This is a genomic window from Arthrobacter crystallopoietes BAB-32 (genome assembly GCF_000328305.2).
In the GTDB taxonomy this organism is placed as follows: domain Bacteria; phylum Actinomycetota; class Actinomycetes; order Actinomycetales; family Micrococcaceae; genus Crystallibacter; species Crystallibacter crystallopoietes_A.
This window is the reverse complement of sequence record NZ_ANPE02000120.1, coordinates 1-22,846: the sequence shown is the minus strand read 5'-3', so window position 1 is coordinate 22,846 and position 22,846 is coordinate 1. Positions and strand designations below refer to the sequence as shown.

At 66.2% G+C, this 22,846-nt stretch carries 16 protein-coding genes, 1 tRNA gene and 3 pseudogenes; 11 read left to right on the top strand and 9 right to left on the bottom strand.

Annotated elements, in window-relative coordinates:
• The 3 genes and pseudogenes from D477_RS09800 to D477_RS09790 form a co-directional block, all read left to right on the top strand.
• A partial coding sequence (locus D477_RS09800; protein WP_005268873.1) for an ABC transporter permease occupies window positions 1-1,108 on the top strand: 1,108 nt, incomplete at its 5' end.
• Window positions 1,109-1,315: 207 nt separating this feature from the next.
• A pseudogene (locus D477_RS09795) lies at window positions 1,316-2,721 on the top strand (APC family permease).
• 87 nt (window positions 2,722-2,808) lie between these two features.
• Window positions 2,809-3,321 carry a hypothetical protein gene (locus D477_RS09790; protein ID WP_005268870.1) on the top strand — a complete coding sequence of 171 codons (513 nt, stop codon included), beginning with the start codon at window positions 2,809-2,811 and terminating at the stop codon, window positions 3,319-3,321.
• A gap of 57 nt (window positions 3,322-3,378) precedes the next feature.
• Here the strand turns inward: D477_RS09790 and metG are convergent, their stop codons facing one another.
• The 8 genes and pseudogenes from metG to ilvD form a co-directional block, all read right to left on the bottom strand.
• The gene (gene metG, locus D477_RS09785) at window positions 3,379-4,953 is read right to left on the bottom strand and encodes a methionine--tRNA ligase (protein ID WP_005268869.1); all 1,575 of its coding nucleotides are present in this window, start codon (window positions 4,951-4,953) and stop codon (window positions 3,379-3,381) included.
• A 51-nt stretch (window positions 4,954-5,004) separates the two neighbouring features.
• Window positions 5,005-5,709 (bottom strand): ABC transporter ATP-binding protein, encoded by a 705-nt coding sequence (locus tag D477_RS09780; RefSeq protein WP_005268868.1) that lies wholly within the window; start codon window positions 5,707-5,709, stop codon window positions 5,005-5,007.
• Window positions 5,706-8,513, bottom strand: coding sequence for a phage holin family protein (locus D477_RS09775; RefSeq protein WP_005268867.1), 2,808 nt, complete (start codon window positions 8,511-8,513; stop codon window positions 5,706-5,708). The genes D477_RS09780 and D477_RS09775 overlap by 4 nt, the downstream gene beginning before the upstream one ends.
• A 105-nt stretch (window positions 8,514-8,618) precedes the next feature.
• The gene (gene serA / locus D477_RS09770) at window positions 8,619-10,208 is read right to left on the bottom strand and encodes a phosphoglycerate dehydrogenase (RefSeq protein WP_005268866.1); all 1,590 of its coding nucleotides are present in this window, start codon (window positions 10,206-10,208) and stop codon (window positions 8,619-8,621) included.
• 165 nt (window positions 10,209-10,373) lie between these two features.
• Window positions 10,374-11,398: pseudogene (gene ilvC, locus D477_RS09765) on the bottom strand (ketol-acid reductoisomerase).
• 34 nt (window positions 11,399-11,432) lie between these two features.
• Window positions 11,433-11,945 carry an acetolactate synthase small subunit gene (gene ilvN / locus D477_RS09760; RefSeq protein ID WP_005268865.1) on the bottom strand — a complete coding sequence of 171 codons (513 nt, stop codon included), beginning with the start codon at window positions 11,943-11,945 and terminating at the stop codon, window positions 11,433-11,435.
• A 3-nt stretch (window positions 11,946-11,948) separates the two neighbouring features.
• Window positions 11,949-13,850, bottom strand: coding sequence for an acetolactate synthase large subunit (locus D477_RS09755; protein WP_005268864.1), 1,902 nt, complete (start codon window positions 13,848-13,850; stop codon window positions 11,949-11,951).
• A 344-nt stretch (window positions 13,851-14,194) separates the two neighbouring features.
• Window positions 14,195-15,898 (bottom strand): dihydroxy-acid dehydratase, encoded by a 1,704-nt coding sequence (gene ilvD, locus D477_RS09750; RefSeq protein WP_043846423.1) that lies wholly within the window; start codon window positions 15,896-15,898, stop codon window positions 14,195-14,197.
• Between the two features lie 180 nt (window positions 15,899-16,078).
• On the opposite strand from ilvD, the gene D477_RS09745 reads away from it, so the two are divergent.
• From D477_RS09745 to D477_RS09720, 7 genes and pseudogenes are all read left to right on the top strand, one after another.
• On the top strand, window positions 16,079-16,519 hold the full coding sequence (locus D477_RS09745) for a hypothetical protein (RefSeq protein WP_005268862.1): 441 nt from the start codon (window positions 16,079-16,081) through the stop codon (window positions 16,517-16,519).
• A 140-nt stretch (window positions 16,520-16,659) separates the two neighbouring features.
• Entirely contained in the window at window positions 16,660-17,127 is a 468-nt protein-coding gene (locus D477_RS09740; protein WP_005268861.1) for a hypothetical protein, read from the top strand.
• Window positions 17,108-18,184 carry a PQQ-dependent sugar dehydrogenase gene (locus tag D477_RS09735; protein ID WP_005268860.1) on the top strand — a complete coding sequence of 359 codons (1,077 nt, stop codon included), beginning with the start codon at window positions 17,108-17,110 and terminating at the stop codon, window positions 18,182-18,184. The genes D477_RS09740 and D477_RS09735 overlap by 20 nt, the downstream gene beginning before the upstream one ends.
• A 109-nt stretch (window positions 18,185-18,293) precedes the next feature.
• Window positions 18,294-18,366 (top strand) — tRNA-Lys (locus tag D477_RS09730).
• A gap of 239 nt (window positions 18,367-18,605) precedes the next feature.
• Complete coding sequence (locus D477_RS22635; RefSeq protein ID WP_190273548.1) at window positions 18,606-18,746, top strand: hypothetical protein; 141 nt, start codon at window positions 18,606-18,608, stop codon at window positions 18,744-18,746.
• A 548-nt stretch (window positions 18,747-19,294) separates the two neighbouring features.
• Window positions 19,295-20,704: an MBL fold metallo-hydrolase gene (locus D477_RS09725; protein WP_005268859.1), complete on the top strand. Its 1,410-nt coding sequence runs from the start codon at window positions 19,295-19,297 to the stop codon at window positions 20,702-20,704.
• Window positions 20,705-20,789: 85 nt separating this feature from the next.
• Window positions 20,790-22,063: pseudogene (locus tag D477_RS09720) on the top strand (MFS transporter).
• 91 nt (window positions 22,064-22,154) lie between these two features.
• Here the strand turns inward: D477_RS09720 and D477_RS09715 are convergent.
• Window positions 22,155-22,412 (bottom strand): metal-sensitive transcriptional regulator, encoded by a 258-nt coding sequence (locus tag D477_RS09715; RefSeq protein WP_005268858.1) that lies wholly within the window; start codon window positions 22,410-22,412, stop codon window positions 22,155-22,157.
• Window positions 22,413-22,590: 178 nt separating this feature from the next.
• Here D477_RS09715 and D477_RS09710 point away from each other — a divergent pair.
• Window positions 22,591-22,846: rhodanese-like domain-containing protein (locus D477_RS09710; RefSeq protein WP_237740748.1), on the top strand; the 256-nt coding region annotated here is incomplete at its 3' end.

The following is a 22,846-nucleotide window of genomic DNA, read 5'->3' as shown; positions in this document are numbered from 1 at the left end:
CGGCAGGCTCGCGGCCGTCAATGCCGTCCGCAATCCCGGCCGGACCTCCGCGACGGCGACGGCACTGCTGATCGGCGTGACGCTGGTGGCGATGATGATGACCGGCGCCCAGACCGCGCGCACGGCGTTCGACTCCGAGCTGGCCAACCAGTACCCGGTGGACCTCAGCATTGCCGGACCGGCGCTGGACGGTAGCGTCCTGGATGCCAAGGACGCGGCTGCAGCAGAGGAGTACGACGGCGTTGCTGCCGCCGGCTTGGTCACGATCGGCGGCTTTGCGGATGTCGACGGCGCGCGCACCGGTGTCTACCAGCTCCTGCCCGGACAGGAGCGGCTGCTGCAGGACCAGTCCCTGGCGCTGGATGACAAGACGGTGCTGATGCCCGAGGGCTCCGGCGTGGAGACCATGACCATCAACGGCAGCCGCGGCGGGAAGGAACTCACGGTGGTGGAAGCCGGCAGCATGGCCATTCCGCCGCTGGTCACCGCGGCCGTGGCGGAAGAAATCGGCATCCCGGCCAGTGCCGAACACTCCGGCAGCGGCTCCCCGGGCCTGCTGCCGCAGGTCTGGCTCTCCGTGGACCGGGACCTGGACGCTGCAGCCCTGATGGACCTGCGGGCTGATCTGGCCGCGGGCCTGGGTGTCGAGGAGTACCAGCTCAGCGGGGCGGCGATTGAGCGCGCCGCCTTCAACCAGGTCATCGACGTGCTGCTGCTCGTGGTGACCGGGCTGCTGGCCGTCGCGGTGCTGATCGCGCTGGTCGGCGTGGCCAACACCCTGTCCCTGTCCGTGCTGGAGCGCACCCGCGAATCCTCGCTGCTGCGTGCGCTGGGGCTGACCCGCGGACAGCTGCGCGGCATGCTGGCCCTCGAAGCGGTGCTGATCGCCGGCGTCGCCGCCCTGATCGGCACGGCGCTGGGCGTGCTCTACGGCTGGCTGGGTGCGCAGTCCGCCCTCGGCGCCTTCGCCGCCGTCGTCCCCGACGTACCGTGGCTGCAGCTCGCGGCAGTGCTCGCCGTCGCCGTCATTGCCGGCCTGCTCGCGTCCGTGCTGCCGGCCCGGCGCGCGGCGAAGCTCAGCCCGGTGGAAGGACTGGCCATGGCATAGCGGTCCCTGAAAGGGATTCCGGGGAGGCAGCCGGCCTCGGCTGCCTCCCCGGTTTGCGCCCGCGTGCAGACAGCTACAGCACGCCGGTGCTACGTTGGCCAAATACAGCATTGAAAACGATCCGTGCCTGTGGGCCAGCCCATCAACGACTCGGTTTCCACAACTGAACGGCGCGGCTTCGCCAGCTCGGCCGGACGGAGACCAGTGATGAGCGAATCCACAGTGACCAGGGAACAGCCCGAGCTCAAACGGGCGATTGGGCCCAAACTCCTGCTGCTCTTCATCGTCGGCGATATCCTGGGCACCGGCGTCTACGCACTCACCGGCCGGATTGCCGGCGAGGTCGGAGGCGCAGCCTGGGCACCGCTGCTGCTGGCCTTCGCCGTCGCCACCATCACGGCGTTCTCCTATCTGGAACTCGTCACGAAGTATCCGCAGGCAGCCGGCGCAGCGCTCTATACGCACAAGGCCTCGGCATCCACTTCCTGACGTTCCTGGTGACCTTCGCCGTCCTCAGCTCGGGCATCACGTCCGCGTCGACGGCCTCGAAATTCCTGGCCGAGAACTTCATCGTGGGCTTCAACCTTGGCTGGGACCAGGGCGGCGTCACCTGGATCGCCCTCATCTTCATGGCCATCCTGGCGCTGATAAACCTTCGGGGCGTCAGCGAGAGCCTGAAGTTCAATGTCGTGCTCACGCTGATCGAACTCACCGGACTGCTGATCGTCATCTTCATCGGCTTCTGGGCAATGAGCCAGGGCAACGTCGACTTCAGCCGCGTGATGGTTTTCGAAACCTCCGAAGACAAGGGCGTGTTCCTCTCCCTCACGGCCGCCACCTCCCTGGCCTTCTTTGCCATGGTGGGATTCGAAGACTCCGTCAACATGGCAGAGGAAACCAAGGATCCGGTGAAGATCTTCCCCAAGGTCATGCTTACCGGCCTCAGCATCACCGCCGTCGTCTATGTGCTGGTCTCCATCGCGGCCGTCTCGATCGTCCCCGTCGGCACGCTCTCCGAGAGCCAGACGCCGTTGCTCGAGGTGGTCCGGGCCGGCGCGCCCAACCTGCCGATGGACGTCATCTATCCGTTCCTGTCGATGTTCGCCGTTGCCAACACCGCGCTGATCAACATGCTTATGGCCAGCCGCCTGCTCTACGGCATGGCCCACCAGGACGTGCTGCCGCGCTCCCTCGGCAAGGTCCTGCCGAACCGGCGTTCCCCCTGGAGCGCCATCATCTTCACCACGCTCATCGCTTTCGCCCTGATCATCACGGTCACGAACTTCATGGGCACCGACACCGTTGCCGCCCTCGGCGGAACCACCGCCTTGCTGTTGCTGTGTGTTTTCACCATCGTCAACATCGCAGTCATCGTCCTGCGCCGGCGCCCGATCGACCGCGAGCATTTCCGCGCCCCGAAGATCCTCCCCTATCTCGGCGCCATCACCTGCGCCTTCCTCGTGGGACCCTGGGCGCAGGATCCCATCGAATACCAGATCGCCGGCGTCCTCATCGGCCTCGGCATCGTGCTTTGGGCCGCCACGTGGGTGTGGAACCGCGCCGTCCGCGCCCAGCGCACCCGCATCCGGCATCCCGAGGACCTGGGCGGCTGAGAATCCCCGGCCGGCAGCACAGCCTGCGGCCTCCATCTGCAAAAATGGTCAGCATACTGATAATCAAGCCGACTTGGAGGAGTTGCCGTGACCTATTCAGGTTCCCCGGACGGACGGATCAACCACGAGGACCTCGCAGCGTACCTCGATGCCCATCTGCTTGGCGCCAAGGCCGGGATCCGGTTCTTCAGCTCCGCTGTGGGCTCCTTGAGCGGGACGCCGCAGGCCGAACGGCTTGCCCACGTCCGGGACGAGGTGGCCTCGGCCCGCCGTGAGCTCAAGGTTTTGTTCGAACGGTTCGGATACCGCAGGAGCACTGCCAAGAAGGTCGCCGGACTCGGCGGCGCAGTCGCCGGCAAGCTGAATCCGCTGAATCCACTCCGGGCACGCGGGCATGCTGGGTCGCAACTGGAATTGGAAACCCTCCAGTCCATGCTGCGGGGCCAGGAGTGCCTGTGGCGGACCCTCCAGCTGCTCGCCGAGCATGAGCCGCGGCTCGACCGGGAACGCCTCGGCCAGCTGGAAAAACAGGTCCAGCGGCAACTGGCCACCGTCGCCGGGATCATGGACGAGACCGCCGGGTCCCGGTTCCTGCAATAGTGCCCGGCGCAGGAGGCCTGCGGAAACGCTAACGACGGCGGCTGCCGGACCAGGTGCCTACGGCGCGGCCTGCTCCTGGGCCGGTTCCTCGTACTTGGGGAAGATGGGCGCCGGCGCGGGAAGCACCGTGCCCGGCACAATAGCCGTGCCGATGGCAGCAAAGCCGCGGGCACCGCCGTCGTCCTGGCCCAGGACGTCCAGCAGCTTGCCGGCGGATTCCGGCATGACGGGCTGGATGAGGATGCCCACGATCCGCAGCACTTCCAGCGTGACGTACAGCACGGTGTTCATCCGCTCGGGGTCCGTCTTGCGCAGCACCCACGGGGCCTGCTCGGCGAAGTAGGCGTTGGTGTCCCCGAGGACGGTCCAGATGGCCTCGAGCGAGGCGTGGAAGTCCTGCTCCTCGTAGGCGGCGCGGGATTTTTCCAGCAGCCGCTCGGCCTGGGCGAGCAGTTCGTGGTCCTCCGCAGCCAGCGTGCCCGGCTGCGGGACCTTCCCCTCGCAGTTCTTGGCGACCATGGACAGCGACCGCTGGGCAAGGTTGCCCAGGTTGTTCGCCAGATCGGAATTCATCCGGCCCACAATGGCGTCGTGGCTGTAGGAGCCATCGGCGCCGAACGGGACTTCGCGGAGCAGGAAGAAGCGCATCTGGTCAAGGCCGTACTGCTCCACCCAGTCCGAGGGCGCGACGACGTTGCCCAGGGACTTGGACATCTTGATGCCCTGGTTGTACAGGTGCCCGTGGATCATCACGCGTTTGGGCAGCGGCAGCCCTGCGCTCATCAGGAAGGCCGGCCAGTAGATCGCGTGGAAGCGGGAGATGTCCTTGCCGATCACGTGCACATCGGCAGGCCACCACTTGCCGTAAGCCTCGGCTTCGGTATCCGGGAAGCCGACGCCGGTGAGGTAGTTGGTCAGGGCGTCCACCCACACATACATCACGTGTTCGGGGCGGCCCGGGACCGGAATGCCCCAATCGAAGGTGGTGCGCGAGATGGACAGATCGTTCAGGCCGTGCTTGACGAAGCTGATGACCTCGTTGAAGCGGGTGCGCGGCGCAGCGAACTCGGGCTGCTCCTCGTAGAGCTTGAGCAGCTTGTCCTGGTAGGCGGAGAGGCGGAAGAAGTAGGACTCCTCCTCGGTCCAGGTGACCTCGGTATCGGTCTGGCTGGAGTAGCGCTTGCCGTCTTCGCGGACCTCGGTCTCGTCTTCGCCGTAGTAGGCCTCGTCGCGGACGGAGTACCAGCCCTCGTACTTGTCCAGGTAGATGTCGCCGGCCTCTTCCATCCGCCGCCAGATGGCCTGGGCTGCGGCATGGTGGTCCGCCTCCGTGGTGCGGATGAAGCGGTCGTAGCTGATTCCCAGTCCGTCCTGGGTCGCCTGGAAAAGGTCGGAGTTCCGCTTGGCGAGCTCCTCCGGCGTGATGCCTTCCTTCTGCGCCGTGTGCAGCATCTTCTGCCCGTGCTCGTCCGTCCCGGTGAGGAAGAAGACGTCGTACCCGTCGAGCCGCTTGAAGCGGGCCATCGCGTCGGTGGCGATGAACTCGTACGCGTGGCCGATGTGCGGCACACCGTTGGGGTAGGAGATCGCCGTGGTGATGTAGAACGGGGGCTTGGAAACTGCAGACGTCACCTAATGAAGTTACCGCGTGCGCCCGACGCTGTCGAAACGCACGCGGCATCCTCAGTTCATCATGGTGCGGCTGTCCGCCACCTTGATGAGCTCCTGGTCGTGCGAGGCGACGAGCACCGCAATGCCGTCCGTGGTGGTGTCCTTCAGGATGCCGATGATCTGGTTGGCGTGCTCCCGGTCCAGGCTGGCCGTGGGCTCGTCGACCACCAGCACCTTGGTGCCGAGGATCAGCGCCCGCGCGATGGCCACGCGCTGGCGCTCACCGCCGGACAGCTGTGCCGGCCGGTGCCGCATCCGGCGGCCCAGTCCCACCAGGTCCAGCAGGTCCTTGGCCATCTCGGTCTTCGCCTCGACCTGCTGGTCCGGTACGGCCGGCAGCAGCACGTTCTCCAGCGCGCTCATGCCGTCGATCAAGGCACCGCCCTGGTCCACGTAGCCGATCAGGGCACGGCGCCGGTCAGCGATTTCGTCGTCCGTCATTTCGTCCAGCGAATCGCCCTGCCACAGCACCTCGCCCGAGGTCGGCAAGGTCAGGCCCGCAGCCACCGTCAGGATGCTCGTCTTGCCGGATCCGCTGCGGCCTGCCAGGCAGTGCATCGTGCCAGCCTCCAGGCCCAGGTCGAAATCCTCGGCGATGACCAGCGGCTCTCCCCCGCCGCCGTCATAGCGAATGGTGATCCCGCGCAGCTCGAGCGGCATCGCATGGTCCGCGGTGCGGCCGATCTTTTCGGCACGGGTCTGGGGCTCTTCAATCATTTCCGCGTCCTTGTCATCAGGATGAACCAGAGAATCACAGCCAGCACGCCCGCGACGACGGCCCGGAAGACCGCATGCGGGGCCACGGCCAGCGACGCCGCCACGGCGCCAAGAATGGCAAGCGGCAAGCCCATGAGCGCCAGGATGCCCGCTTCGCTGCGGCGCAGAGCCAGCAGCAGCCCGGGGCCCCAGCCCATGGCCTCGAGGATGTCCCACTGCTCACGCTTGCGGGCGAGGTCGAAGCGGCTGGTGATCAGGGTCAGGACCAGAGCCGTCACCACGCCGAGCAGTGCCAGCGCAATGTTCACGCCGCCCACCTCGCTCAGTGCCAGACTGCCCAGCGCAGTGCTGCCCGCGGCCCTCGGCAGGTCGAGAATGACCGCGACCAGAGTGCCGGCGGCGGCGCCGAGCACGCCGACACCCACGGCGACCGCCCCGGTGTTGAACCGGTTGGTGGACAGCTGGCGCGCCGCGAACTTCACGGGCGAGTCGACCAGCGGGACACCGGTGGCGCCCTGCGGCCCCGTGTCGGCAGGCGGGTGGGGCTTGAGCAGGGCCGTCGAAATGAAGGCAGCCGCCAGGTAAATCACCATTACGACGGCGGACACCAGCAACGTAGTCATCGTCCGGCTGAAGGCATTGACGATTACCGCAACGGCCAACAGCGCGGCCGCGCCGATCAGCAATTCGGAGAGGAACCATGAGCGGATCTTCGGCCTGGTCCAGCCCATGGCCCGCAAAGTCACCGCTTCGGCACGCCGGGCCCGGGTGAAGGCGACCGTGCTCGCCGCGGTCAGCAGGGCCGCGCCGCCGAGGGTGAGCATCAGCAGTACGGAACTGGCCTGGCTCAGCGACGTCTGCACGGCCGATGCGGCACCTTGGCGGACCCAGGACTGGCTCACGGTGCCGAGGTCGGAGACCGCGCCGGAGGCATCCTGGCGGTATTCGGGCACGTAGATGGAAACGTCCTCGCGGGCCGAACCGGCCACGATCTGCACGTCGAGGCCGAGATCCTTGATGGCTGCCGCAGTGGCATCGATGCGGCCGGCGGCATCCGCCCAGCTGCCGGCGGCGTCGACCTTGACCCGGACAGCGTCGATCACGGCATCGTCGGGTGACGTGCCGCGGACGGCAGCGAGGCCGTTGTAGTCGGTAATGGCACCGGCCGACTGGACGGACAGGCCGGCGCCGCTGAGGCCCGGCTTCATTTCCACGGGGTCGACGGCGTTCCCCTCGGCGTCCTCCGTCAGCGTCACCGGCGTCGGATCGTAGCCGCCCAACGGCAGGTAGTTGACGTCACCGGCTGCATCACGGACAGCATTAGCGTCGAAGGTGCCGTAGACGAACGGCAGGGGCGCCGCGGCGCCGCCGGATTCCTCCAGGCTGGTGCGGTAGGACTGTTCGTTGACCGGTGCGCGCTGGCTCTGGTCCGGTTCCAGCTGCCACTGCTGCGTCTTTTCCGGCAGCTTGTTCACCTGGACCCAGCCCTGCGGCGTCGCGGTCTGGCCCACACTGCCGTCCGGGTTGGCCTCCCCGGCCACGTACTCCGGCGTCGAGACGAAGTCCGTGCTCCACTGCGCCGGCTGGTGCAGGCCGGCGACCACCTGGACGCCGCCGGATCCGAGCAGCTTGTTGTAGTCCTCGCCGCCGGGCCAGCGCAGCTGGAACGGCTTGGTCGAGGCGAACGGCAGGTACTCCTCCCCCAACGCCTTGCTGACGGTGCCCACGTCCGCGACGGTGTTCCCGGCGTCATCAATCTCCTCGATATGGACCGAGTAGGTCAGGTCCAGCGCAGTCCCTGACCGGACCACCATCGGAATGACCTGGGACTCGTCGGTCAGTGTCCCGGCTTCCATGGCTGCCTGGTACTGCATGACGAACGGGCTCCAGAACGCGAACGGATGCCCGTCGATGTCGGCGGATTCGGTACCCCCGCTGAACAACCCGGGAGTCATCTGGCTGGAGAACTCCTCGCCAAGCTCCATCGCGCCGCGCCCGGCTGCTCCGGGGGCCTCGGCCAGCGGTTCGAGGAAACTGCCGGCTTCACCCAGCAGGGCCTGCTCGGCAGCCGGGTCCACGGCGACGACCGTCTCGCTGATCTGCGGCAGCATGGGCAGGGCAATGGTGACGTCGAAGTCTCCATGCGCACTGCCGCCGGCGGGATCCGGGAACTTGATGCCGGTTTCCCCCTCGGGCGCAACCGTGCGCAGGCTGGTCCCGCCCGGAACGTCGAACTCCTCCAGCTTGGCCTGGCCGAGCGAGCCCTCGGCCGCGGTTTCGAACAGCACCGTCTCGTTGACGCCGTCCGACGTGACCGCCTTGGCGGTGATGCGGTAGTTCTTCGGCTCCTCGCTCAGGACAGAATCCGGTTCCGGCCATTCCGAGGCCGGAACCGCGTCCGTGATGTTCTGCTGCTCGAGGTAGGTGGCGATGTTCTCGTTGTAGCCGACGTAGTCCGTGGCCTTCAGCTGCGGGAACTCGATGTCCTGCACGACCTTGGAAACCAGGCTGATGGGGGCCGCCACGCCGATCGAGTCAAGGCTGCGGATCTGCTCCAGCTGGTCCTGCGTGATGCCGCCGGTGCCGGAGATGTAGTCCGGCTGCTTCAGGGTCTGGCCTTCAGTGCCCTCTCCCTTGGGCAGCACCAGGATGTCGTAGAGACCGCGCGAATTAGTGTCCACAGCCTGGCCCAAGGCCGACTGGGCACGGTCCTGGGTGAAGACGGAGAGCAGCATGGCGGCGACCAGGACGGCAACGGTGATGACAAGCGAGCGGCTGCGCAGAAAGCGGCTTGCTGCGTTCAACGGAAATATCCCCTAAACCAGGAGCAGATGGGAAAGGAACAACAAGAAGGCCCGTTGAGCCGGGTAGAAGCTTGTTCGGCTCAACGGGCCTTGACCACCTCCAGTCTAGTCCTGGAGGTCGACCTCGCGGGCCAAGCTGGCTCCGATGGTCTCGCGCAGCTTCTCAAGCACGTCCTGCGGCACCGAGCTGTCGACCGTCAGCAGTGCCAGCGCCTGCTTGCGTTCCTCGTTCCGCGAAACCTGCATGCCGGCGATGTTGATGTCGTGCGCGCCGAGCAGCTGGCCGAGCGTGCCGATCACTCCCGGACGGTCCTCGTAGACGAAGACGACCAGGTGCTCGCTGATCGGGATCTCCACCTCGTAGCCGTTGACGCCGACCAGCTTCTCGATCTGCTTGGGTCCGGTCAGCGTGCCGGCGACCGAAAGCTGCGTGCCGTCGGAGAGGGCGCCGCGCACCGTCAGGACGTTGCGGAACTCCTCGGACTCCGTGGTGGTGATCAGCCGGGTGTTGATGCCGCGCTGCTCGGCCAGGACCGGGGCGTTCACATAGGAAACCTGCTCGGAAACGATGTCCTTGAACACGCCCTTGAGCGCGGCCAACTCCAGGGCCTTGACGTCCAGTTCGGCAATCTCACCGGCGACCTCGACGTCGATCTGGGTCACCGAATCGGTGGTGAGCGCGGCGAAGATGCGTCCCAGCTTCTCTATCAGCGGGATGCCCGGGCGCACCTCCGAGGCGATGACGCCGCCGGCAACGTTGACGGCGTCCGGCACAAGTTCGCCGGCCAGTGCCAGGCGCACGGACTTGGCCACGGAAATGCCGGCCTTTTCCTGGGCCTCGTCGGTGGAGGCGCCCAGATGCGGGGTGACGACGACGTTGTCCAGGCCGAAGAACGGGAGGTCGGTGCTGGGTTCCGTGACGAAGACGTCGATGGCCGCGCCGGCAATCTTCCCTTCCTTCAGCGCGGTGTAAAGAGCGTCCTCATCGATCAGGCCGCCGCGGGCGACGTTGATGATGCAGGCGCTTTCCTTCATCTTCTCGAACGCTGCGGCTCCGATCATGCCGACCGTTTCCGGGGTCTTCGGCATGTGGATGGTGATGAAGTCGGACTGTTCCAGCAACTCGTCCAGGCTCACCAACTGCACCCCCAGCTGGGCGGCGCGGGCGCTGGTGATGTACGGGTCATAGGCCAGGATCTGGGTCTCGAAAGCCTGCAGGCGGGCGGCGATCAGTGCGCCGATGCGGCCGAGGCCGATGATGCCGACCTTCTTTTCGTAGAGCTCGGTGCCCGTGTACTTCGAGCGCTTCCATTCGCCGTTCTTCAGTGCGGCGTTCGCGGCGGGAATGTGCCGGGCCAGCGAGAGAATGTGGCCGACGGTCAGTTCGGCGGCGGAGACGATGTTGGACGTCGGCGCGTTGACGACCATGATGCCGGCCTGCGTGGCTGCCTTGATGTCGACGTTGTCCAGTCCCACACCGGCACGGGCGATGACCTTCAGGTTCTTCGCGGCCGCGATGGCCTCGGCGTCAACCTTGGTTGCCGAACGGACCAGGATCGCGTCGACGTCGGCAATTGCTGACAGCAGCTGTGAACGGTCGGCTCCGTCGGTCTGGCGGATTTCGAAATCGGGACCGAGGGCCTCGACGGTGGCAGGCGAGAGTTCTTCGGCAAGGAGAACTACTGGTTTTTCCACTGAGCGTATTCCTTCGCTGCGTAGCACGGGGGGATGGAACAAGTTTAGACGGCGCGCAACCGGACTCGCACTGTTACCTTGGTCCCAGCGCTGTGAACCCGGCCACGGCCGCGGCTGCCGCCAAAGAAGGTTCCTGCGCCGCAGCGCAGGAACCTTCTTGTGTTGCTAGCGGGCGACGGAGCCTTCGGTGTAGTCGTCGTCGGACTTGGCCCAGGAGAACAGCTTGCGCAGTTCGCGGCCAGTGCCCTCGATCGGATGTGCCTCGCCCTTGGCGCGCAGCGACTTGAACTCCGGAGCTCCGGCATCCTGGTCGTCGATGAAGCGCTTGGCGAAGGCGCCCGACTGGATGTCGGCGAGAACGGCCTTCATGTTCTCCTTGACCTCCGGGCTGATCACGCGCGGACCGGAGACGTAGTCGCCGTACTCTGCGGTGTCGGAGACGGACCAGCGCTGCTTGGCGATCCCGCCCTCCCACATCAGATCGACGATGAGCTTGAGCTCGTGCAGCACCTCGAAGTAGGCGATCTCCGGCTTGTAGCCGGCCTCGGTCAGGACCTCGAACCCGTACTGCACCAGCTGGGAGGTGCCGCCGCAGAGGACGGCCTGCTCGCCGAACAGGTCGGTTTCGGTCTCTTCGGTGAACGTGGTTTCGATGACGCCGGCGCGGGTGCCGCCGATGGCCTTGGCGTAGGACAGCGCCAGTTCCTTGGCCTTGCCGGAGGCGTCCTGCTCGACGGCGATCAGGTCTGGAATACCACGACCGGCCTCGAATTCGCGGCGCACGGTGTGCCCCGGAGCCTTCGGCGCGACCAGGGCGACGTCGACGTCGGCCGGCGGCTGGATGAAGCCGAAGCGGATGTTGAAGCCGTGGCCGAAGAACAGTGCGTCACCGCTCTTGAGGTTCGGTGCAATTTCCTCGGCGTAAACGAAGCGCTGGACCTGGTCCGGGGTGAGGATCATGATCAGGTCCGCTTCGGCGGTAGCTCGGCAACGGGGAGGACGCGCAGGCCCTCGGCCTCGGCTTTTGCCTTGGACTTGGAGCCTTCGGCCAGTCCGACGCGGACGTCGACACCGGAGTCGCGCAGGCTCAGGGCGTGCGCGTGGCCCTGGCTGCCGTAGCCGATAACGGCGACCTTGCGGCCCTGGATGATCGACAGGTCGGCGTCGTCGTCGTAGTAAAGCTTAGTCACTTGTATTTCTCCTGTTGTGGATTTTTCGAGGCAGTTAGGCGGAACGCAGGGCGCGGTCGCTCATCGACCGTGAACCGCGGCCGATGGCCAGCGTTCCGGATTGGACAATTTCGCGGACGCCAAACGGCTCCAGCACTGACAGCAGTGCAGTGAGCTTTTCGGCAGTGCCGGTGGCTTCGATGACCAACGAGTCGGTAGACACGTCGACCACGGAAGCGCGGAACAGATCTGCTGCTTGGGTTACCTGCAGCCGAGTTGCGGCATCCGCACGAACCTTGACCAAGATGTGGTCGCGTTGCACGGAAGATTCGGGGACAAGCTCGACGATTTTGATGACGTTGATGAGCTTGTTCAGTTGTTTGGTGACCTGCTCCAGCAGGTCACCTTCGGCCTCGACCACAACGGTGATGCGGGAGAACCCGTCAACCTCCGTCGGGCCGACCGCGAGCGAGTGGATGTTGAAGGCGCGCCGGGCGAACAGGCTGGCCACGCGGGTCAGGACGCCGGGCACATCTTCAACGAGCACTGACAGGGTATGGCGTGCCATGGGCTAGTCCTCTTCTTCCCATTCCGGGGTCATGTTGCGGGCAATCTGGATCAGGTCGTTGCTGACCCCGGCCGGCACCATCGGCCAGACCATCGCATTCGGGCTGACCACGAAGTCAATAATGACCGGCCGGTCGTTGATCTCCAGGGCCTGCTTGATGGTCGCGTCGATGTCCTCCGGCCGTTCGCACCGCAGGCCGACGCAGCCGTAGGCATCCGCGAGCTTGACGAAGTCCGGAATCCGCACGGTTTCATGCCCGGTGTGCAGGTCCGTGTTGGAGTACCGGCCGTCGTAGAACAGGGTCTGCCACTGGCGCACCATGCCCAGCGAGGAGTTATTGATCACCGCGACCTTGATCGGAATGTTGTTCAGTGCACACGTGGCCAATTCCTGGTTGGTCATCTGGAAACAGCCGTCGCCGTCGATGGACCACACGACGCGTTCCGGATTGCCGACCTTGGCACCCATCGCCGCGGGCACGGAATAGCCCATCGTGCCCAGGCCGCCGGAATTGAGCCAGGCCTGGGGGCGCTCATACTTGATGAACTGCGCGCTCCACATCTGGTGCTGTCCGACGCCGGCCACATAGACGCCCTCCGGCCCGGTCAGCTCGCCGATCCGCTGGATGACCTGCTGCGGGGCCATCAGGCCGTCCTCCGGCTCGGTGAAGCCCAGGGGGTAGGTCTCCTTGAGCCGGTTCAACTGCGACCACCACTCGGAAAGGTCCGGCGCCCCGCTCTCGGCGAACCGCTCCCTGCACGCCTGGATCAGCTCGGGGATGATTTCCTTCACCGAACCGACGATCGGCACGTCCGCAGCGCGGTTCTTGGAAATTTCGGCCGGATCGATATCCGCATGGATGACCTTGGCGCCCGGAGCGAAGCTGCTCAGCACGCCGGTCACGCGGTCATCGAAGCGGGCACCGAGAGTGATGAGCAGATCCGCCTGCTGCAGCGCCGTCACCGCGCTGACCGAACCGTGCATGCCCGGCATGCCGACATGCTGGGCATGCGAGTCCGGGAACACGCCCCGGGCCATCAGCGTCGTCGTGACCGGAGCCCCGACCAGCTCGGCCAGTTCCAGCAGTTCCGCGGCAGCGTGGGCCTTGACCACGCCGCCGCCCACATAGAAGACCGGCCGCTCGGCCGAGGCGATCAGTTTCGCCGCTTCCCGGACCTGCTTCGAGTGGCCACGCACTACAGTGCGGTAGCCGGGAATATCGATCCGCGGGGGCCAGGAGAAGGACATCATGCTCTGCTGGGCATCCTTGGTGATGTCCACGAGGACGGGACCCGGCCGGCCGGTGGTGGCAATGTGGAAAGCCTCAGCGAGCACGCGCGGAATGTCGGCCGCTTTGGTCACCAGGTACGAGTGCTTTGTTATCGGCATCGTGATGCCGACAATGTCCGCTTCCTGGAACGCGTCGGAACCGATCACGGCGCTGGAGACCTGGCCGGTGATTGCGACCATCGGCACCGAGTCCATGTGGGCATCGGCGATGGCGGTGACCAGGTTGGTTGCTCCAGGGCCCGAGGTGGCGATGCAGACACCGGCCTTGCCGGTGACCATCGCATACCCTTGGGCCGCGTGGCCTGCTCCCTGTTCATGGCGGACCAGGACGTGGTTGATCCTGGTGGAATCCATGAGCGGGTCGTAGGTGGGGAGGATGGCCCCGCCTGGCAACCCAAAGACGTCTTCGACGCCCAGTTCTTCCAGTGAACGGACAACGGCTTGTGAGCCGGTCATTTCCGTGGACGGCACGATGTTATTGGGCCCCTGGACAGGGCTGACAGCGTCCACGATGGAAGAGACAGAAGCAGCGACATCTTTGTTCTTGGCGGCGTCGGCCTGGGCCGGCGCCTTGTTGGCCATCAGCGAGGGGCTGATCGGCGATCCCTTACTCATCGGAATTCCTTCGCGATCTATGGTTATTCGGATGTGCCTGCCAGGCACCGTTTGGCGCCCGGCTCTGTTCTCTTCTGCAATAAAAAAACCCCGTCGAGCCGGTTGGCTCCGATGGGGTTCCGCGCGTGACGTGGTCTGGACCTGACGGGCTTACGCCACGCGCTCAATAAGGACGACCACGACTACGGTTTGCATGGCTTTAGTCTGCTGCCCGGCTGATCTCAGTGTCAAACGAGGGAACCCCTGATCTCATTATACGGACGTAGTGTCCGCGTAATGGACAGTGCCGGAAAGCGGCGCAGGCGGGGAAGCGGCTGGCAGCGAGCAGCCGCCTCCCCGAATTGCTAGCCGCAGTAGGCGCCTGTCGACGCCGAGTTGACGAGCTTCGCGTACTTAGCCAGGACACCGGAGGTGAACTTCGCCGGCAGCGGCTCCCAGCCGACCTTCCGGGCCTCGAGCTCCGCCTCATCGACCAGCAGGTCGAAGGAGCGGGCCGCAATGTCCACGCGGATGCGGTCCCCGTTCTTGACGAAGGCGATGGGACCGCCGTCGACCGCTTCCGGCGCAACGTGCCCGATGCACAGGCCGGTGGTGCCGCCGGAGAAGCGTCCGTCCGTCAGCAGCAGCACGTCCTTGCCCAGACCCGCACCCTTGATGGCGCCGGTGATGGCCAGCATTTCGCGCATGCCCGGACCGCCCTTGGGACCTTCGTAACGGATGACGACGACGTCCCCCGCCTTGATCTGTCCGTTGTCCAGCGCTTCCAAGGCACCCTGCTCGCGCTCGAACACGCGGGCAGTGCCCTCAAAGACGTCGGCATCGAAGCCAGCGCTCTTGACGACGGCGCCTTCCGGGGCCAGCGAGCCGTGCAGGATCGTGATGCCGCCCGTCTTGTGGATCGGGTTGTCCAGGGCGCGCAGGATCTTGCCGTCCACGTCCGGCGGATTGATGGCGGCCAGATTCTCCGCCACCGTCTTGCCTGTGACGGTCAGGCAGTCACCGTGCAGCAGACCGGCGTCGAGCAGCGCCTTCATGATCACCGGCACGCCGCCGATCTTGTCCACGTCGGTCATGACGTACCGGCCGAACGGCTTCAGGTCGCCCAGGTGCGGGATCTTGTCCCCGATGCGGTTGAAGTCGTCCAGCGTGAGGTCGACCCGCGCCTCGCGGGCAATCGCGAGCAGGTGCAGCACGGCATTGGTGGAGCCGCCGAAGGCCATGGTGACCGCGATGGCGTTCTCGAAGGCCTTCTTGGTCATGATGTCGCGGGCAGTGATGCCCAGGCGCAGCAGATTGACGACCGCCTCGCCGGACTTGCGCGCGAACTCGTCGCGCCGGCGGTCGGCCGAGGGCGGAGCCGCCGAACCGGGCAGCGACATGCCCAGGGCTTCCCCGATGCAGGCCATGGTGTTGGCAGTGTACATGCCGCCGCAGGCGCCTTCGCCCGGACAGATCGCCTTTTCGATGCGGTCCAGGTCCTCGCGGCTCATCTTGCCGGCGGCGCAGGCTCCCACCGCCTCGAAGGCGTCGATCAGGGTGACTTCCTTTTCCGAGCCGTCCTCGAGCTTGACCCAGCCGGGCATAATCGAGCCGGCGTACAGGAAGACACTGGCCAGATCGAGCCGGGCCGCGGCCATCAGCATGCCGGGCAGCGACTTGTCGCAGCCGGCGAGCAGGACGGAGCCGTCGATCCGCTCCGCCTGCATGACGGTCTCGACCGAATCGGCGATGACTTCGCGCGAGACCAGCGAGAAGTGCATGCCCTCGTGGCCCATGGAAATACCGTCTGACACCGAAATCGTGCCGAACTGCATCGGGAAACCGCCGCCGGCGTGGACGCCTTCCTTAGCGCCCTGGGCCAGCCGGTTCAGGGACAGGTTGCAGGGGGTAATCTCGTTCCAGGAACTGGCGACACCGATCTGCGGCTTGGCGAAATCGTCATCCCCCATTCCAACTGCTCGAAACATTCCACGGGCCGGTGCTGCGTGAATGCCGTCGGTGACTACCCGGCTTCGGGGCTTGATATCAGGGGTTGCTTCCGCACTCATGGCTTCGATTCTATGACCAGCCGCAGGTCGCGACGACCATATGACGACACGGGCCGCCGTCCGGCCGGCCTTCCTCCCTGCGGCCGGGAGCCGGGTCCAGGCAGGCAGCAGCCGCCGAAGCCATGTGTCCGGCCGGGCAACATGCCGTAATTTGCAGGTCCGGTTTCCTAGACTGGCCAGATGCCGCCGACCCAGCCCAGCAGCGACAGGCTCAAAGAGATCCTCAGCAGGATCTTCGATTCGCAGATCCTCAATCACGGGGACTACAACCTGGTCTTCGCGGCTGCGTCCGGCCAGCAAGGGCAGGTTCCCGGGGCATCCAGCACCGGCAAGTACTACGTCGTCGGTTACCGGTGGCGGCCGCAGGAACTGGTGATTGCGCCGTTCGACGGCACGACGCTTACGGCAAGCGGCACCCCGGTGGAGATCAATATGACCAACCTGTCCCACGCCGTCGTACTGGCTGGCGGGGACTACGAAGTTGGGACCAGCACCGGCAGGATTTTCCGCTTCGCCGTGCAGCCGCAGGGCCAACTGCCGCTTGAGGGGCATGTCATCGACCAGGACGACGACGAGGTGGACTTCAGCCAGTTCATGGCCAGTTTCATCGCGGCCGCCTGAAGCCTCCCCAGCTGCAGCACGCCCCGCCAGGCGTACTCCGAGGCACTCCCGGCGGCCCCGGCCATTCCTATGGACAGTGCCGACACCGCAAACTAACGTACGCAGCAGGGACGCACCATCACCGTTCGAAGGGCCCCGCCATGGAATGGCTCGTCTGGATCGCCATCGTGATTGTGATTGCCGCACTGCTCTGGTGGCTCTTCACCAGAGGCTCTGCCCCTGGTGAAGTCCCGCTGCCGGAGGAACCGCTGGGCCACGCTCCGGCGAGTCTGTCGCACGGTCCCTCCGACGCCGCCGGCCAGGCGCCGCCGGCGACTGCAGACAAGCCCTTCCGCACCGCAGCCGGCGCGGATCGAGCCGCCGGCCCCGCCCGCACCGAGGAAGAACCCGAGCCGATTGACGGCTGGACCGAAAGCGCTGCCGAAAACGCCCATTATGACCCCGACGTCGAGGACATGTACATCGAGGACCTGGCCGCCGAAGACCGCGGCAAGGCCCGGCCCTATGACGAAGACGAAGCGGAGTGGAAGGCGCACACTGGCGAGGCGATCATCGAGCCCAAGGCGGGTCGAGCAGAAGACGAAGACCGTGGCGAACGGGCCGGGTGAACGGCGCACGCCTGGTCCCGGCCGGACGCTTTCGGTTCTGGCCCTGGTGCTCTCGGCCACGATGGCAGGCTGCACGGCTGACCTTCCCTCCCCCGGCACCGCCGTCGCCAGTTCCGGCTCGGGGGTTGCCACTGTGGCCGAAGGCCTTTCGGATCCGTGGTCGATCGTGTTCCTTCCGGACGGCAGCGCCCTCGTGTCGGAAAACAACACCGGCCTGATCAAGCACCTCCGGGACGGCCGGACGATTGCTGCCGTTCCGGTTCCCGCGGAACTGGAGACGACCGGCGAGGGCGGCCTGCTGGGCCTGGCGGTCAGCGAAGACTTCGCCCAGGACAATAGGCTCTTCGTCTACCTGACCAGTCCGCAGGACAACCGCGTGTTGAGCTACCGCTGGAGCAACGGCGAACTGTCAGACGGGCAGGAGGTCGTGACTGGCATCCCCAAGGCGGGCATCCATAATGGCGGACGGCTCGAGTTCGGCCCGGACGGCTACCTCTACATCTCCACTGGCGAAGCCGGCCAGCGGGAACTCTCCCAGGACCTGCAGTCGCTGGGCGGGAAGATCCTGCGGGTGGCGAAGGACGGCAGTCCGGCGCCCGGCAATCCTTTCCAGGACAGCCCCGTCTACAGCTACGGCCACCGGAACGTCCAGGGCATGGCCTGGGATGCCGACGGCAGGATGTGGGCGTCGGAGTTCGGCCCGGACCGCGACGATGAACTCAATCTCATCGAACCAGGCCGGAACTACGGCTGGCCAGAGGTGACCGGGGCCCCAGGGGACGACCGGTTCGTGGATGCAGTCGTGGTGTGGCCGTCGACTGCGGAGGCCTCCCCCAGCGGCATGGCTATTAACGACGGCGTGGCGTGGCTGGCCGCCCTGCGTGGCGAACGGCTGTGGCGGGTGGAGCTTTCCGGAGACGAGGCAGGACCTCCCGAAGCGCTGCTGGCCGGCGAGTACGGCCGCCTGCGCGATGTCGCAGTGGCGCCCGACGGCCGGCTGTGGGTGCTCACGAACGGCGGCAAGCCCGACCGCATCCTGGCTGTTTCTGTGAAGTAGGCGACAATGGGCCTCTCGATTTCACTTTCCCCGGAAAAGCCTGTAGTGTTACATGTCGTTGCGAGGGAGAAAACGGATCGAAAGGCTCCGAAAACTCCTAAAGAACACTGCACCTCTAGCTCAACTGGCAGAGCAATTGACTCTTAATCAATGGGTTCCGGGTTCGAGTCCCGGGGGGTGCACAGGATAACCCTGTCTGTGTAGGCCAAGCGCCTGGACAGACAGGGTTTTTTGTTGCCCCAAACACGGAAAGATGCCTGGTCGCCTTTGGCCGGCACGGCTGCGCCGGCCCCGCTACCGCACCGGTGGGAAGCACGCCTGGAGCCGTCCTTGCGGGTTCGCGCCGGAGCGCCGGGTTCCACAACCCCCTCGCCATGCTTGTCCTGGTAGCGGCACAAGGTCGCCTCGGGCCAGTCCAGTCATGGCGGTCAGCGCCGCGCACTTGCGGTTGGCCATGATCCGCCGGGCATCGTCCGCCTCCGCCTTGGCCACCTGCTCCCGCGCGATCGCCTCGTCCAGCGCCGCCATCATCGTCAGCTGGGGCTTGCCCTGGGTCGTTTAAGGATCGAGCCGGTCTATGAACACGTACGGCCAGATGCTCCGGGCGGACAGCGGGCAGTTCCGCCGGGATATTGCGTACCAATCCTGCAGGTCGGCCGCAAGGTTGGGCAAGGGCCCTCCCGCGGTCCGGCGAGGTGGAAGATCAGCTCACTGGTATCCATGGGTGCCCCCTTGGCCTTCATGGCCGGTTCAGCGGCCGAAGAGCTTCCTGAGCCAGCCGAACCCCGTGCCCGGTTGCCGGCCTGCCCCGGTGGCACAGGTGCAGCGGCGGGACTGTGGCACGTTGCGCATGACCTGGTCGATGTGATTGCCGCAGCCGGCCCACGTCGCTTTCCCGCACTTCTGGCATGTCGCCACCCGGCACATAGAAACCCTCCCTCACACGCTCAGTTGCGCCGCCTCCAACGCGCGGCACACTCGCCATCATACATACCGGTGGGGGTATCTTCCACCGCTGGAATGGACTTGCACGATACCCCCCAAGGTATTATCGTTATTCCCGAAAGCTATACCCCCCGGGGTACTGGAAGCCGACGATAAGGAGATCACATGCTGCTTGAGCGAATCTACGATGAGGACCTGGCCCAGGCCGGCTATTTCATCGGCTGCCAGCGCAAGGGCGAGGCCGTGGTGGTCGACGCCCGGCGCGACATTCATGTATACCTCGACCTGGCCAGGGCCAACGGGATGAAAATCGTCGCGGTGACCGAGACCCACATCCACGCCGACTACCTCTCGGGCACCCGTGAGCTGGCCGCGGCCACCGGCGCGGACATACATGTCTCCGGCGAGGGCGGCAGGGACTGGCAGTACGGCTTCGACGCCGAGCGCCTCAACGACGGTGACGTGATCTCGATTGGCAACATCACGCTGCAGGCCGTGCACACCCCCGGACATACCCCGGAGCACCTGTCCTTCCTGGTCACCGACGGCGCTTTCAGCGACCGGCCCGGCTACCTGCTCTCCGGCGACTTCGTCTTCGCCGGAGACCTGGGCCGGCCCGACCTCCTGGATGAGGCGGCCGGCGGCATCGACACCCGCTTCGAGGGCGCCAGGCAGCTGTTCGCCAGCCTGCGCACCAAGTTCCTGACGCTGCCCGACCACGTCCAGGTCTACCCCGGCCACGGTTCCGGCAGCGCCTGCGGCAAGGCCCTGGGCGCCATTCCCTCCACGACCGTCGGCTACGAGCGCCTCTACGCCTGGTGGGGCAAGTACCTGGAAGCCAACGACGAGCAGGGCTTCATCCATGAGCTCCTCGACGGACAGCCCGACGCCCACGCCTACTTCGGCCGGATGAAGCGCCAGAACCGGCTCGGCCCGGAGATCATCGGCGAACGCGCGGACTTGCCCGAACTGGACAACCGGGCCATCACCGCAGACCTGGCCGCCGACAAAATCACCTTCGTCGACACCCGCCCCAATACCCAGGTCCACGAAGGCACCGTGCCCGGCGCACTGAACATCCCGGCCGGAAACAAGGCCGCCAGTTTCGGCGCCTGGGCCTACGACCCCGAGACCGACAATCGCCCCTTGGTCCTGCTCGCCCCCGACCAGGACGCCGCCCGCACCATGTGGAACCACCTGGTCCGCGTCGGCATCGACAATGTCGCCGGCTACACCACGAACCTGGACGGACTGCCCACTTCCATTCCGGCACTGGTCCAGCCCGAGGAACTCGACGGGTTCGGCGCCGCCCTGGTGCTGGACGTGCGAAACAAGACCGAACACGCCGCCGGCCACATCCCCGGCTCCAAACAGCTCAGCGCCGGCCGCGTACTCTGGAACCTGGAGGGGCTCCCCGCTGACGGCACCATCGTGACCTACTGCCAGAGCGGGGTGCGGAACTCCGTCGCCGCCAGCACCCTGCGCCGGGCCGGCTACACCGTCGTCGAACTTGACGGCAGCTACGCCGCCTGGGAAAACTTCCAGGCCTCCCGCAAACAGGCCGCCATCCGCTAATCCGCCTCCTGCAGGAACCGGAGGGGCCCGCACCAAGTGAGGCCCCTCCGGTGTTACGACCGCCTCACCCCATGGAAGGCATGCGATGGTTAGACATCCCAAGATTCCCTCCCCCGTTTTGGGTCTGCGGGCCAACGCGGCACAGTTCACCCTGCTTGTCCTGGTGAATGCCTTGGTTGGCGGGATGGTCGGGCAGCAGCAGACCGTGCTGCCGCTGCTCGCCACCGAGGGATTCGGCCTGACCGGCTTCACGTTCATCTTCACCTACGTCGCGGCCTTCGGGGTGACGAAGGCGATCGCCAACTACTTCGCGGGCACGCTTTCCGACCGTTACGGGCGCAGGCCCGTCCTGCTGGCCGGCTGGCTGTTCGCGGTGCCGGTGCCGCTGATGCTGATTTTCGCTCCGAACTGGGGCTGGGTCATTGCGGCCAACGTGCTGCTGGGCATCAACCAGGGCCTGGCCTGGTCCACCACCGTCGTCATGAAGATCGACCTGGTGGGGCCCGGCAGCGCGGCCTGGCCATGGGCCTGAACGAGGCGGCCGGCTACGGCGCCGTCGCCGTATCTTCCCTGCTGGCCGGCTATCTGGCCGGACAGTACGGCCTGCGTCCGGCCCCGTACCTGCTGGGCCTGTTCTATACTGCGCTGGCACTGCTGCTCTCCGCAGCCTTCGTCCGCGAAACCCGCGGTCACGCGCATCTGGAATCGCGCGGCCATACCCCGCGCGCGGACGGGATCCACGACCACCTCCACCACGACCTGCCCGACCGGCAGATCCTGCTCCAGACCAGCCTGCGCGAACCCGCGCTGTCCTCGGCCAGCCTGGCCGGGCTGGTGAACAACCTCAATTTCGGCCTCTCCTGGGGCCTGTTCCCGCTCCTCTTCGCGACCGCCGGCCTGCCTGTGGAACAGGTTGGACTGCTGTTCGCGCTCTACCCTGGAGTGTGGGGAGCCGGTCAGTTGGTCACCGGAGCCCTCTCCGACCGGATCGGACGCAAACACCTCATCACGGCAGGCATGGGACTCCAGGCCGCGGCCCTGACCCTCATCGCAGCCTCCATCGGCTTCACCGGCTGGGCGGCCGGAACCGTCCTGCTGGGAGCGGGCACTGCGATGGTCTACCCGACGCTGCTGGCCGTGGTCGGCGACGTCGCCCATCCGGCCTGGCGCGGACGCGCAATCGGGATCTACCGGGTCTGTCGCGACTTAGGCTACGCGGCCGGCGCTATCCTCGGCGGCATCACCGCCGACCTCCTCGGCCTGCACGCCGCCGTCTGGGCAGCGGCTGCCCTCAGCGCAGCCACCGCAGCCGTCGTCGCCGGCAGGCTGTATGAAACGCTGCCGCCCCGGACGGGCTAAGTCCGGCCGGCCGCCACCACGGACACCGCGCAAACCAGACTGCCCCGCGCAGTCAATGCTGCGCGAGACCGCCTGTTTTGCCTGCGGGAGCTCAGGCCAGGGAGAGGAAGAGCTTTTCGAGGTCCTTCTTGTCAATGGAGTCATCCTGCCTGGTCAGGCACTGCTCCAGGCCGGTGGAGATGATCGCGAAGCCTGCCCGGTCCAACGCCTTCGACACGGCGGCGAGCTGGGTAACCACGTCCTTGCAGTCGCGGCCCTCCTCCAGCATGCGCGTGACCGCGGCGAGCTGGCCCTGCGCACGCTTGAGCCGGTTGATGACCGGGGTCAGTTCAGTGGTATCGAGTTGCATGATGTTCTCCTCGCGTTGAATCCTCCATTCATTCTATACCCCCTAGGGTTTCTTGCATACCCCCCACGGGTATATGGCAGACCTGTTCCGACCCATCCACCACCTTGAAAGGAACTCCCCCTTGGCTCCCGAAACTTCCACCGTGACCGCCCTTGACCCGCAGACCCTGCGGGAGTGGATGGACCGGCACGAGGACCTGATCGTGATCGACGTGCGCTCCGCCGCCGAATTCGAAACCCTGCACATCCGCGGCTCCTACAATGTGCCGCTGCCTTTGCTCTCCGAACACACCGACGAACTCGCCGAACGACTCGGGACGCGCGTTGTCCTGGTATGCCAGTCCGGCGTCCGCGCCGAGCAGGCCCGCCAGCGGCTGGACACCGCCGGAATCGACGCCGCCCGCGTGCTGACCGGCGGCGTACCTGGCTTCGCCG

Coding starts and splice junctions, on each gene's coding strand:
- D477_RS09780 (WP_005268868.1), bottom strand. CDS start 5,709: ATGATTGAAGAGCCCCAGACCCGTGCCGAAAAGATCGGCCGCACCGCG.
- ilvN (WP_005268865.1), bottom strand. CDS start 11,945: ATGGCACGCCATACCCTGTCAGTGCTCGTTGAAGATGTGCCCGGCGTC.
- D477_RS09755 (WP_005268864.1), bottom strand. CDS start 13,850: ATGAGTAAGGGATCGCCGATCAGCCCCTCGCTGATGGCCAACAAGGCG.
- ilvD (WP_043846423.1), bottom strand. CDS start 15,898: ATGAGTGCGGAAGCAACCCCTGATATCAAGCCCCGAAGCCGGGTAGTC.
- D477_RS09745 (WP_005268862.1), top strand. CDS start 16,079: ATGCCGCCGACCCAGCCCAGCAGCGACAGGCTCAAAGAGATCCTCAGC.
- D477_RS09740 (WP_005268861.1), top strand. CDS start 16,660: ATGGAATGGCTCGTCTGGATCGCCATCGTGATTGTGATTGCCGCACTG.
- D477_RS22635 (WP_190273548.1), top strand. CDS start 18,606: ATGGCGGTCAGCGCCGCGCACTTGCGGTTGGCCATGATCCGCCGGGCA.
- D477_RS09725 (WP_005268859.1), top strand. CDS start 19,295: ATGCTGCTTGAGCGAATCTACGATGAGGACCTGGCCCAGGCCGGCTAT.
- D477_RS09715 (WP_005268858.1), bottom strand. CDS start 22,412: ATGCAACTCGATACCACTGAACTGACCCCGGTCATCAACCGGCTCAAG.